Source organism: Vibrio sp. 10N.222.49.C9, from assembly GCF_041474985.1.
GTDB lineage: Bacteria > Pseudomonadota > Gammaproteobacteria > Enterobacterales > Vibrionaceae > Vibrio > Vibrio crassostreae_C.
In genome coordinates this window covers 74,899-87,822 of the sequence record NZ_JBFRVD010000036.1, presented here as the reverse complement: position 1 = coordinate 87,822, position 12,924 = coordinate 74,899, and the positions used below count along the sequence as shown (strand labels likewise).

The 12,924-nt window shown below is 43.1% G+C and carries 7 protein-coding genes; all 7 read left to right on the top strand.

What is annotated here, in order from left to right:
• Positions 1 to 76: 76 nt before the first annotated feature.
• Complete coding sequence (locus tag AB4585_RS15975) at positions 77 to 568, top strand: GAF domain-containing protein (RefSeq protein WP_017066966.1); 492 nt, start codon at positions 77 to 79, stop codon at positions 566 to 568.
• 97 nt (positions 569 to 665) lie between these two features.
• Positions 666 to 1,289, top strand: coding sequence for an RNA chaperone ProQ (gene proQ, locus AB4585_RS15970; RefSeq protein ID WP_017057223.1), 624 nt, complete (start codon positions 666 to 668; stop codon positions 1,287 to 1,289).
• Between the two features lie 17 nt (positions 1,290 to 1,306).
• The gene (prc, locus tag AB4585_RS15965) at positions 1,307 to 3,301 is read left to right on the top strand and encodes a carboxy terminal-processing peptidase (protein ID WP_017068919.1); all 1,995 of its coding nucleotides are present in this window, start codon (positions 1,307 to 1,309) and stop codon (positions 3,299 to 3,301) included.
• Between the two features lie 322 nt (positions 3,302 to 3,623).
• Positions 3,624 to 4,307 carry a hypothetical protein gene (locus AB4585_RS15960; protein ID WP_017059686.1) on the top strand — a complete coding sequence of 228 codons (684 nt, stop codon included), beginning with the start codon at positions 3,624 to 3,626 and terminating at the stop codon, positions 4,305 to 4,307.
• Between the two features lie 218 nt (positions 4,308 to 4,525).
• Entirely contained in the window at positions 4,526 to 7,132 is a 2,607-nt protein-coding gene (pepN, locus tag AB4585_RS15955) for an aminopeptidase N (protein ID WP_372154519.1), read from the top strand.
• Positions 7,133 to 7,351: 219 nt separating this feature from the next.
• Positions 7,352 to 7,570, top strand: a complete 219-nt coding sequence (locus AB4585_RS15950) for a DUF2835 domain-containing protein (protein ID WP_081325156.1) — start codon at positions 7,352 to 7,354, stop codon at positions 7,568 to 7,570.
• Positions 7,571 to 7,798: 228 nt separating this feature from the next.
• Complete coding sequence (locus AB4585_RS15945; RefSeq protein WP_372154520.1) at positions 7,799 to 12,640, top strand: NAD-glutamate dehydrogenase; 4,842 nt, start codon at positions 7,799 to 7,801, stop codon at positions 12,638 to 12,640.
• Positions 12,641 to 12,924 lie beyond the last annotated feature (284 nt).

Genomic DNA, 12,924 nt, shown 5'->3' with positions numbered 1-12,924 from the left:
AGTCCTATTTAGTTTGATGGCCGCATTCTACTGCGTTCTCTTGATAATGGAAGTCTCAATTTAATTGGAAGTTAATATGAAAATAGAACATTACCAACGCTTAACCAAACAAGCCGTTGCATTAATTGAATCAGAAACCGATCTAACTGCTAATCTTGCTAATATCAGTTCATTATTATTCATGGAATTGGATGGCTTGAATTGGGCGGGTTTCTATTTAATGAAGCAGGACCAAGCTAAGGAAAAAGACGAACTTGTACTGGGCCCTTTCCAAGGTCAACCTGCTTGTGTGCGAATTCCGGTAGGGCGTGGAGTGTGTGGAACTGCGGTTGCGTCGAATACAGTTCAGCGCATTCATGATGTTCATGAGTTCGAAGGTCACATCGCTTGTGACGCTGCAAGTAACTCAGAAATCGTTATTCCGTTCTCGATTGGCGGAAAAATAGCGGGTGTTCTTGATATCGATAGCCCAAATGTTGGCCGTTTTTCTCAAATTGACGAGGACGGATTGACATTTTTCATGGCAGAAGTGGAAAAGCTGCTTAATTCGCACGCGAACAAGGCATAAATTATTCTCTTACTGTGGTTTTTCCCAAGCATCTCTCTATAATACGTAAAAATATTTTCTTAATGCTCGCGGAAAACCGCAAAAACCAGGAACCCACATGGAAAACACTGAAAAGTTAAAAAACAGCAAAGAAGTTATCGCATATATTGCTGAATGTTTCCCTAAATGCTTTACTCTAGAAGGTGAAGCGAAGCCACTTAAAATTGGTATTTTTCAAGATCTTGCTGAACGTCTAAATGAAGACGAAAAAGTAAGTAAGACTCAGCTTCGTGCAGCGTTAAGACAGTACACATCATCATGGCGTTACCTGCACGGCGTAAAAGCTGGCGCAGAACGTGTTGACCTAGACGGCAACGCGTGTGGCACACTAGAAGAAGAGCACGTTGAACACGCTAAAGCTACACTTGCTGAAAGCAAAGCGAAAGTTCAGGCTCGTCGTAAAGAACAAGCACAAAAAGCTCGTGAAGAAGGCAAAGCGAAACCTAAGGCGAAGAAAGCTCAACAGCCTCGTCGTCAAGCGCCTAAAGCACCAAAAGTAGAAAAGCCTGTAGAAACACGCGCTTTGAACGCTGACGAATTCATCGCTGGCAAAGAAGTAAATGTGAACATGGGTAAAGGAAACATGGCTGCGACCATTGTTGAAATCAATAAGGAAGATGTGCGTGTTCAGTTAGCAAACGGCCTACAAATGGTTGTTAAAGCGGAGCACTTGCGCGCTTAAAGGAGATACTCCTACGCATGAAATGCCGTTCAAAATTGACACTGATTGCTGCTAGCTTTTGGCTAGCAGCTTCAGCTCAGGCTCTTGAAGCCAAATTAGATCAGGACGATTTACCTCTACTCGCTCCTGAGGTCCAACACGAAACTGCTAGTAAACGTGTTACTTCTCGATTTACTCGTTCTCACTATAAACACTTCAATCTCAACGATGATTTCTCTCAAGCTATCTTTAATCGTTACTTAGAGATGCTGGATTATAATCGTAATATCTTCACTCAAGCTGATATTGACTCTTTCTCTGCGTCATCTAAACAAATTGATGATCAGCTGAAATCGGGCAATAACCAGATTGCATTCGATGTTTATAATCTGTCTATGCAGAAGCGTTTTGAACGTTTTCAATATGCATTGTCTTTGCTAGATACAGAGATTAAGTTTGATACCGATGAAAGTATTGAGCTCAATCGTAGTGAAGCTGAGTGGCCAAAAGATATCGCTGAAGTGAATGAGCTTTGGAGAAAACGCGTTAAATATGATGCGTTGAATCTAAAACTTACTGGTAAAGAGTGGCCAGAGATTCAAGAAGTTTTGGAAAAGCGTTACAACAATGCGATGAAGCGTATTACGCAATCGCATAATGAAGATGCTTTCCAGATCTACATGAACGCATTTGCGCGTGAAGTTGATCCTCACACAAGTTACCTTTCTCCAAGAAATGCAGAACAATTCCAATCTGAGATGAACCTATCTCTAGAAGGTATTGGTGCTGTGCTTCAGATGACAGACGACTACACCGTTATTCGCTCTTTAGTTGCTGGTGGCCCTGCGTCAAACAGCAAACAATTGAGTGATGGAGACCGCATTGTTGGTGTTGGTCAAGATGGCGAAGAAATTGTTGATGTTATCGGGTGGCGTTTAGACGATGTAGTACAACTTATTAAAGGCCCTAAAGGGACCAAAGTTAAGCTACAGATCTTGCCAGATGGTAAAGATGCAAAAAGTCACGTTGTCACAATTGTTCGCGATAAGATTCGTTTAGAAGACCGCGCTGTTAAATCAGAAGTGATCGAGAAAGACGGCAAGAAAATTGGTGTATTAGAAGTACCAAGTTTCTACGTTGGCCTTTCTAAAGATACCGATAAACTGATCACCGAGCTTAAAGAGCAAGGTGTTGAAGGTATTATTGTTGACCTCCGAAACAACGGTGGTGGTGCACTGACTGAAGCAACTGAACTCTCTGGTTTGTTTATCAAAGAAGGACCTGTTGTTCAGGTTCGTGATAGCTACGGTCGTGTCAAAGTGAACAGTGATACTGATGGTCAAATCAGTTACCAAGGCCCGTTAACGGTATTGGTGAATCGCTACAGTGCTTCAGCGTCTGAAATCTTTGCAGCAGCGATGCAAGATTATGGCCGTGCAATCATCCTAGGTGAAAACTCTTTCGGTAAAGGTACGGTGCAACAGCATCGCTCTTTGAATCATATTTATGATTTGTTCGATAAAGAGTTAGGCTACGTTCAATACACAATCCAAAAATTCTACCGAATCAATGGTGGTAGTACGCAAAACAAGGGTGTAGTACCTGATATTGCTTACCCAACGCCAATTGATCCTGCAGATACTGGTGAAAGTGTTGAAGACAACGCTCTTCCTTGGGACAGCATCGACAAAGCGAAGTACTCAGTGTTACAGCGTAACGATGAGCAGATCGCAGCGTTGACGGCTAAACACGAAGCTCGTATCGCAACAGACATGGAATTTGGCTTTATCGCGCAAGATATTGAAAAATATAAGGCAGATAAAGACGACAATGACCTTTCTCTTAATGAAAAGGTTCGTCAACAAGAGAGTGATGATGCGGATGCGCTTCGTCTAGAGCGTATTAACCAACGTCAAAAAGCCGCTAAGTTAGAGGCATTTAAAACGTTGGATGATATTCCAAAAGACTACGAAGCCCCGGATGCTTATCTTGATGAATCAGTTGCTATCATGCTGGATATGATCAAGAAATAAACAAAATACCTGTTATAAGGTGATTGTTTAAAGACGTACTATTTGAAAAGCGAGCTTAGGCTCGCTTTTTTTGTACCTGTGTTCTTGCCTCGAATAATGTCATGTTAACGGCATGCTTCCTCGCTTTTTAACTTGCTGCAGAACCACTGTTATTTGATTTTCGGCTGTGAAGTACACTGTAAAAATAACTAAACTTAAGTATTTTTTTTCGAGTGATAATGACATTTAAGTTACTTCGCACTTAAAATTTAGTGACTTAGATCATATTTTTTCGCTTTCTATTCATTACGTGCCTAAGCTTAAAGAAAACGAGGGGACGCTTATGAAATGGATTCTACTATTTTTATCTTGTTTAAGTTTTGTGGCTTTTGGGAGCGAGGTCGCTTCGAGTAGCCAACAATCAAAAAGTGATAGTAATCTATCTCATTTTGACCTTCCTCTGTTGCTTGGTGATTGGTATTTGATGAATCCTGATCCTGAGCAAGGCACTGAAAACTTTAGAGCGATCAAGCTCACTCTTGATTCAAACTACTCATTCACTATCGATATCCAAAAGAAAGACTACAGTGTCGATCATTGGGAAGGTTTGTATAACGCCAATGAAGACACGATTATTTTGGGTTTGAATACCTCAGAACCTCAGGTTTACGCGTACAGCAGTAATCACAACATGCTGAATCTTAACGGTGTTATGTTCACCAAGGCCTTGCCAAATGCATTGGCGGGAATCTGGTCAAGTGCCCAACTGTCTGGAAGCGATCTACGTGCGAGTAACATTCAAAAAATGGATTTAGTCCTTCAGCCGGACTTTATATTCATGTTCCGAGTATCAGATGAAGAAGGTGGTGAAGTCATTCGTCGCGGGGTGTATTACACAGAAGGCGATCAACTAGTGTTACTTTATGAGAACGGTGAACACGGCACTCGATATACACTGAACAGCGATGTGTTAACGCTGCAAGGTGAAGAGGGAGATATGTTTGCGGTACTCAATCGCATTCGATAATCGTGAGTTTTAGCAGTAACGGCGTACTCGTTGATAATATTGTGCACAGTACATTTCTTAGGCGTTCCTGTCTGATTTGATTGATAAAATAGCAAAACATGGAGGCATTTTCTTACAATGCCTCCTTTTTTTAATATTCCCCTTGTTTTATTGGCGCTCAACCTTTAGATATATACAGTTAAAAAATAATTACGTATAACGATCAAAAGGAACCCGTCATGGCACATACACCTCAAGCCAAGTATCGTAAAGATTATCAATCACCATCTCACACGATTTCTGAAATCGATCTTACTTTCGATTTGTACGACTCAGCATCCATTGTTACGGCTGTTTCTAGTGTTAAGCAGGAGAAAGACAGCACGACATTAGTACTTGATGGTGAAGGCTTGAAGTTGGTTTCTGTTTTGGTTGAAGGCAACGAATGGACTCAGTACGAGCAGTCTGAAACTCAACTTACGCTGAATGACCTTCCAAAAGAATTTACTCTAACCATCGTTACCGAAGTTAACCCTGAAGGGAACAGTGCACTTGAAGGTTTGTACAAGTCGGGTGGCGCGTTCTGTACTCAATGTGAAGCTGAAGGTTTCCGCCGTATCACTTACTACATGGATCGCCCAGATGTGTTGGCGAAATTCACTACAACGGTAATTGCAGACAAAGCAGAGAACCCATTCTTATTAAGTAATGGTAACCGTGTAGATGAAGGTGAAGGTGAAAACGGTCGTCATTGGGTGAAGTGGCAAGACCCACATCCAAAACCAGCGTACTTGTTTGCTTTAGTAGCGGGTGACTTTGATGTACTTCGTGACGCATACACTACACAATCGGGTCGTAAAGTTGACCTAGAAATCTTTGTTGATAAAGGCAATCTAGACCGTGCGAGCCACGCGATGGTTTCTTTGATTAACTCAATGAAGTGGGACGAAGAACGTTTCAATCTTGAATACGACTTAGACATCTACATGATCGTAGCCGTTGATTTCTTCAACATGGGTGCGATGGAAAACAAAGGCTTGAACGTATTCAATTCGAAGTTCGTTCTAGCAAACGACCAAACTGCAACGGATACAGATTACCTAGGTATTGAAGCAGTAATCGGCCATGAATATTTCCACAACTGGACAGGTAACCGAGTGACGTGTCGCGATTGGTTCCAGTTAAGTCTGAAAGAAGGCTTAACGGTATTCCGTGACCAAGAATTCTCATCTGATCTTGGTTCTCGCGCAGTAAACCGTATTAACAATGTACGTATCATTCGCGGTCCACAATTTGCAGAAGATGCTAGCCCAATGTCTCATCCAATTCGTCCAGAAAAAGTGATAGAAATGAATAACTTCTATACTTTGACCGTGTACGAAAAGGGCAGTGAAGTGATCCGTATGATCCACACATTGTTGGGCGAAGATGGTTTCCAAAAAGGCATGAAGCTGTACTTCGAACGTCACGATGGTACGGCTGCAACATGTGAAGACTTCGTCGCGGCAATGGAAGATGCGTCGGGCATCGACCTATCTCAGTTCCGTTTATGGTACAGCCAATCTGGTACGCCGACGCTGTCTGTTGAAAGTAAGTACGACGCAGAGAAGAAACAGTACACGTTAACAACTCGCCAAGTAACAGCGCCAACTCATGAGCAAACGGAAAAGCAGGCTCTGCATATTCCTCTTGATATCGAGCTGTACACAGCTGCGGGTGAAGTTGTTGAGTTACAATGTAACGGTAAGCCAGTTCATAATGTATTAGATGTGAAAGAAGCAGAGCAAACGTTCGTGTTTGAAAACGTTTCTGAGCAACCGATCCCATCATTACTTCGTGAATTTTCTGCGCCAGTGAAACTGGAGTACAACTATTCAGATGAAGAACTGATCTTCCTAATGGTAAATGCACGCAATGAGTTCTCTCGTTGGGATGCGGGTCAAATGCTATTAGCGAAGTACATCCGCAGTAACGTTGAGAAGGTTCAACAGGGTCAAGCGTTTGAGCTTTCTGATTCTGTTGTTGATGCATTCCGTGGCGTACTGCTGAGTGATTCACTAGAGCCTGCGTTTATTGCAGAAATGCTCTCTCTACCAAGCCACAATGAAGTATCAGGTTGGTATGAGCGTGTTGATATTGATGCGGTCGCATCGGTTCTTAACTCGATGAAAGTTACATTAGCTGCAGAACTTGAAGACGAGTTAGCGGCGGTTTATCACAGCCACGCACTAACAGAATACACGGTCGATCACGATTCGATTGGTAAGCGTACTCTACGTAAAGTTTGCCTAAGTTACTTAGCACATACAGAGCAGGGTAATGACTTGGTTGTTGCGATGTACCAGCAAGCAAACAACATGACAGATACGATGGCAGCAATGGGCGCGGCAAACAGTGCACAACTACCATGTCGTGAAACCTTGATGGTGGATTACAGTGACAAGTGGAAACACGATGGTCTTGTTATGGATAAGTGGTTTGCATTGCAAGGTACAAACCCAAGTTCAAACGCACTTGAAGTGATCAAAGCGTCGATGTCGCACCAGGCGTTCAGTTTGAAGAACCCGAACCGTACCCGTAACTTGGTCGGTTCATTCTTAAACATGAACCCGGTTCAATTCCACGACAAGTCTGGTCAAGGCTATGCATTTGCAGGCGAGATCTTACGTGAACTGAACAGCAGCAACCCGCAAGTGGCTTCACGTCTGATTGATCCACTTCTTAAATTCCGTAAGTACGACGATGAACGCCAAGCTCTGATCAAAAAAGAACTAGAGACGTTAAAGAACATGGACAACCTAGCAAAAGACTTGTTTGAGAAAGTGACGAAAGCACTAGAGGCTTAAGTCAGCGCGCATTCAGGTAACTGTTTGCTAATAAGCGGTTTACTAATAAACTGTTTGCTACAACGAAAGGTCATCAGTGGTAGAGAATATCTGCCACTGATTTTTTGTTTCTGGTTCATCGAATTTTCGATAAGCTAGAGCAGCTTCAAGTTCAGTTTCACCGTCAGACATCTAAAAGTGCCAAAAAACACTGGCACTGTATATTTATACAGGTATCGTATGAATCGCTATATTTTCCAACTTAACATCTCATATCAGCAGTTTTTGGCCAGCTATTCTGGTACGGCAAGTAAAGTTCAAGTGATAACAACAACAGGTTTACGCTTACAGTTACCTGCAACTCGGTTCAGACCATTTCTTACACAAATAGGGGTTAGAGGGCAGTTTAGGCTGACAACTGACCAAAAAAATAAGTTTATTAAGTTAGAAGCTCTGTAAACCTTGGCATGCCTAGTGAGTTAAAAGGAATCTTAATCACATAATCAAACATTTCAGCTCTTACCACCTCCAAAACAATTAACTATTTTTCAATAATGCTTTTACAATAAATGAATGCATTACCTTTGCTTAACTCGTTAGTAGAAAAGAGCTCAACGGCACGTTTCAAACACCAGATTAAGTGATCCCCCTAATAATAAAATATAATTCTAATTGTGGAGTGTGACTATGACCGCACGTGAAACTGTGGTTCCAGTTTTACTTGAAAAAGTTTACAAGCTGATTCAAGACAAACTTGACCTTGCTCATCGACCTCTCGTAACTCAACTTGCTCAACACTTGTTTAGTAACGTTTCTCACGACGATCTAACTCAGAGAAACGAATCCGATTTATACGGTGCTGTAGTTAGCTTATGGCATCACATCAATGAAAAGAAAGCCGACGAAATCTCTGTACGCGTTTTCAACCCGACGGTAAGTCGTCAAGGTTGGCAGTCTACTCATACTATCGTTGAGATAGTCGTTCCAGACAGCCCATTCCTTGTTGATTCCGTAAAAATGGCATTGACTCGCCTAGACCTTTCTTCTCACCTTATGCTTCATAACCCAACACAAATCTCTCGCTCAGATAAGGGCAGTGTTGTCGGTGTAAGCAATAACGAAGGTGCATTCCAATCGCTTTTCCATATCGAAGTTGACCGTCTTAGCAGCAAAGCTGAAATGACGGCACTTAAAACGGAACTGCTGGATATTTTTACCGACACTAGCTTAGTCGTGAACGATTGGTTGAAGATGGTTGAAAGACTTGAAGAAGTGACCAATCAAGTTGAACAGCAAAAAGAGAGCATTCCAGTAGACGGCCAGCGCTTTGATGAAACATTGGCTTTCCTTCGTTGGTTAGGCGAACACAACTTTACGTTTATGGGTTACAAGGAATACGATCTTGTGTCTGTAAATGGTGACACTGAACTGCAGCCGACTAAGGAGCAAGGCCTTGGTTTGTTCGCAAATTCAGATCGCGTACGCAACGTTAAGCTGTCGGAGTTTTCTGACTCGGCACGTTTAGAAGCGAAAAAACCGTATGTACTTATCGTAACCAAGGGCAACACGGCTTCACGCATTCACCGCCCAGCTTACAACGATTACATTGGTATTAAGAAGTTCGATAAGAACGGTAAGGTCATTGGTGAGCACCGCTTTACTGGTCTTTACACATCTGCCGTTTATAACCAAACCGTTGAAACGATTCCTCTTGTTCGCGAGAAAGTAGAACGTATTTTGGATGCGAGTGGTTACCGTGAAGGTTCATACTCTTACAAAGCACTGCACAACATTCTTGAAAACTACCCACGTGATGAACTGCTGCAAGCTCGAGAAGAAGAGTTATTAGAAGTTGGTACGGGCGTAGTACAAATGCAAGATCGCGATCTCCTGCGTTTGTTTGTTCGCAAAGACCCGTTTGGTCGTTTCTTTAGCTGCATGGTTTACGTAACAAAAGATCGTTACAACACTGAGCTTCGTCGCCAAACACAGCGCATCTTGAAACAGTACTTTGGTTGTGAAGAAGAGGTTGAATTTACAACGTACTTCTCTGAAAGCCCGCTAGCAAGAACGCACTATATTGTTCGTGTTGATAACAACAACATGGATGTGGACGTGAAAACAATTGAGCAAAATTTAATGGAAGTATCGTCTACGTGGGATGACCGTCTGTCTGAATCTATCATTGCAAACTTCGGTGAAAGCAAAGGTCTTCCATTGTCGAAAGAGTACATGCGTGCATTCCCACGTTCGTACAAAGAAGACATGATGCCAGGTTCTGCTGTTGCCGACATTGAACGTTTAGAAGCGCTAAGTGAAGACAACAAACTGGGTATGCTTTTCTACCGTCCTCAAGAAGAAGCGGCAGATTCAAAAGCCGTTCGTTTGAAGTTGTTCTATCACAGCGATGAGCCAATTCACCTTTCTGATGTTATGCCAATGCTTGAAAACTTTGGCCTACGCGTTATCGGTGAATCTCCATATGAAGTGCGTAAAACCAACGGTGTGACCTATTGGATCCTTGATTTCTCTATGCTGCACAAGAGCGATAAGACCATTGATCTTCGTGAAGCTCGCGATCTTTTCCAACAAGCCTTTGCGGCAATCTGGGCGGGTGAGTTAGACAGCGATGGTTTCAACCGCTTAGTACTTGGCGCTGGTCTTTCTGGCCGTGAAATCTCAATCTTACGTGCTTATGCTCGTTACATGCGTCAAGTTGGTTTCCCATTCAGCCAACAATACATTGAAGACACATTGTCTCATTACCCAGAATTAGCGAAAGGGCTAGTGAGCCTATTCGGCAAGCGTTTTAACCCGAAACTGAAGGGCAGCGTAAAAGGCCAACAAGATCTTATTAAGAAGATCACTGAACAGTTGGATCATGTAGAAAGCTTGGATGATGATCGTATCATTCGTCGCTACATGGAAATGATCACTGCAACGCTTCGTACTAACTACTACCAAGTAGACGAGAATAAGCAGTCTAAACCTTGGTTGGCTCTGAAAATGAGACCAAGCGAGATTCCAGATATCCCTGCGCCGGTTCCTGCGTTTGAGATCTTCGTTTACGCACCAGACATTGAAGGTGTGCATTTACGTGGCGGTAAAGTAGCACGCGGTGGTTTACGTTGGTCAGACCGTCAAGAGGACTTCCGTACTGAGATTCTAGGCCTAGTTAAAGCGCAACAAGTTAAGAACACGGTTATCGTACCGGTTGGTGCTAAAGGTGGTTTCGTTTGTAAGCGTCAACACATGATGTCTGGCCGAGACGAGATCTTTGCTGAAGGTCAACGTTGTTACAAGCGCTTCATCCGTGCATTGCTAGACGTTTCAGACAACATCATTGAAGGTGAGGTTATCCCACCTAAGAGCGTTGTTCGTCACGATGAAGATGACCCATACTTGGTTGTTGCAGCCGATAAAGGCACCGCGACATTCTCAGATCTAGCGAACTCAGTAGCTGAAGAGTACAACTTCTGGCTAGGTGATGCGTTTGCATCGGGTGGCTCTAACGGTTACGACCACAAAGCCATGGGTATCACGGCGAAAGGTGGCTGGGAATCGGTTAAACGTCACTTCCGCGAAATGGGTATTAACTGTCAAAGCACAGACTTCACTGCCATTGGTGTGGGTGATATGGCGGGTGACGTATTTGGTAACGGTATGCTGCTATCTAAGCACATTCGCTTGCAAGCTGCGTTTAACCACATGCACATCTTCATTGACCCGAATCCAGAATCAGCATCAAGCTGGGTAGAGCGTGACCGTCTGTTTAATCTGCCTCGTTCAAGTTGGGAAGATTACAATAAAGACCTGATTTCTCAAGGTGGTGGCATCTTCTCTCGCCGAGCGAAGTCTATCTCTTTGACACCTGAAATTCAGAAAATGCTGGGTACCAAGAAAGCATCAATGGCACCAAACGACTTGATCAAAGCGATCTTGTCTATGAAAGTTGATCTACTTTGGAACGGCGGTATTGGTACTTACGTTAAGTCTTCTAGTGAGACTCATACCGATGTGGGTGACCGTGCAAATGACGTGCTACGTATCGATGGCCGTGACCTGAAAGCTAAGGTTGTTGGTGAAGGCGGTAACTTGGGTATGACTCAATTGGGTCGTATTGAATACGCTCTAACGGGCGGTCGAGTTAATACTGACTTTGTCGATAACGTTGGTGGTGTAGATTGCTCGGATAACGAAGTTAACATTAAGATCTTCTTGAATGGCTTGGTGTCTAATGGTGATCTTACCGTTAAGCAACGTAACCAAGTTCTTGAATCTATGGAAGATGAAGTAGGTGAAATCGTACTAGACGACGCTTACTGCCAAGCTGAGTCTATCTCTGTTACTGAGCATCAAGGTGTAGGCTTAGTGAAAGAGCAAATCCGCTTTATCCACACAATGGAAAAAGCCGGGTACTTAGACCGTGGTTTGGAATACATCCCAGATGACGAAACGCTGCTAGAACGTGAGAAGCAGGGTCAAGCACTAACAAGACCAGAGCTATCAGTATTGATCGCTTACGGTAAAATGGTTCTAAAAGAAGATCTTGTGAGTGATGACATTGCGAATGATGAGTTCCATGCTCAACAACTGATGCAATACTTCCCAACAGAGTTACGCCGTAACTACTCTCAGCACATGGATAACCATCCACTTCGTGCAGAGATCATTGCGACTGCGCTTGCTAACCAAATGGTTAACGAGATGGGCTGTAACTTCGTGACTCGCTTGCAAGAAGAGACGGGCGCGAACATTGTTGATATTGCGAATGCTTACGCGGCATCACGTGAAATCTACGGCCTGGGTAAGGTATTGAAGAGCATCCGTGAACTGGACAACATCTCAAGTTCTGAAGCTCAATACGAATTGCTTTACCATGTACGTCGTACGCTTCGTCGTCTAGCACGCTGGTTGCTAAGAAACCGTACCGGTAAACAGTCAGTGAATGCATTGATTGAGCTTTACCAAGGTGATGTCGTCGCAATTACTGAGAAGCTGGATGAAAACCTAGTGGCTTCAGAAGTAGAAGAGCATCAAGCAATGGCTCAAGTATGGATTGACCAAGGTGTAAACGCTGAGCTGGCTAATTCAGTGGCTCGTTTGTCTAGCCTGTACTCAGCACTGGATATATCCACAGTGGCTCGTGAAACAGGTAAAACAGTACAGCAAGCGTCTAAGCTTTACTTCAACCTAGGCGACCGTTTGTCACTGCACTGGTTCTTGAAGCAAATCAATGGCCAAGCTATAGACAACAACTGGCAAGCACTGGCGCGTGCAGCATTCAGAGAAGATCTGGATTGGCAGCAACGCCAGTTAACTGGTCAAGTACTTAACTGTGGTTGTGCTTCAGATATCGATGTGATTAAAGCGCTTGATGACTGGATGGAAAGTAACTCTGTTTCTCTACATCGTTGGGAAAGCATCCTAAACGAATTCAAAGTAGGTTCTGTTCATGAGTTTGCTAAGTTCTCAGTAGCACTGCGTGAATTGATGCTGTTGAATCTAAACTGCATGTCAAAAGACTAGTTACTAGATAAGACGAAAAAGTATAAGGGCAGGCCAAAAGGTCTGCCTTTTTCGTTTCGGTAAAGTGGAAACAATAGGCCTAACGACTTTTGAAGAACAAACTTCGACGCAAACGTTGTTTGTTGTTAAGTGACCTGATGGCTGTACTAAGGTTGAGATTAGAAATGGCTTAATAACTTGAAGAAACGATAACGTTTGCTTAATAATGAACCTCATTCGTTAGCAAACTTGATTATCTTACCCTTACAGACAGTAATAGATTGAATAGTTGGGTAAATAAGTAA

Bases quoted from the DNA above. Each gene is read 5' to 3' on its own strand.
- AB4585_RS15975 (WP_017066966.1), top strand. From the start codon at position 77: ATGAAAATAGAACATTACCAACGCTTAACCAAACAAGCCGTTGCATTA.
- proQ (WP_017057223.1), top strand. From the start codon at position 666: ATGGAAAACACTGAAAAGTTAAAAAACAGCAAAGAAGTTATCGCATAT.
- prc (WP_017068919.1), top strand. From the start codon at position 1,307: ATGAAATGCCGTTCAAAATTGACACTGATTGCTGCTAGCTTTTGGCTA.
- AB4585_RS15960 (WP_017059686.1), top strand. From the start codon at position 3,624: ATGAAATGGATTCTACTATTTTTATCTTGTTTAAGTTTTGTGGCTTTT.
- pepN (WP_372154519.1), top strand. From the start codon at position 4,526: ATGGCACATACACCTCAAGCCAAGTATCGTAAAGATTATCAATCACCA.
- AB4585_RS15950 (WP_081325156.1), top strand. From the start codon at position 7,352: ATGAATCGCTATATTTTCCAACTTAACATCTCATATCAGCAGTTTTTG.
- AB4585_RS15945 (WP_372154520.1), top strand. From the start codon at position 7,799: ATGACCGCACGTGAAACTGTGGTTCCAGTTTTACTTGAAAAAGTTTAC.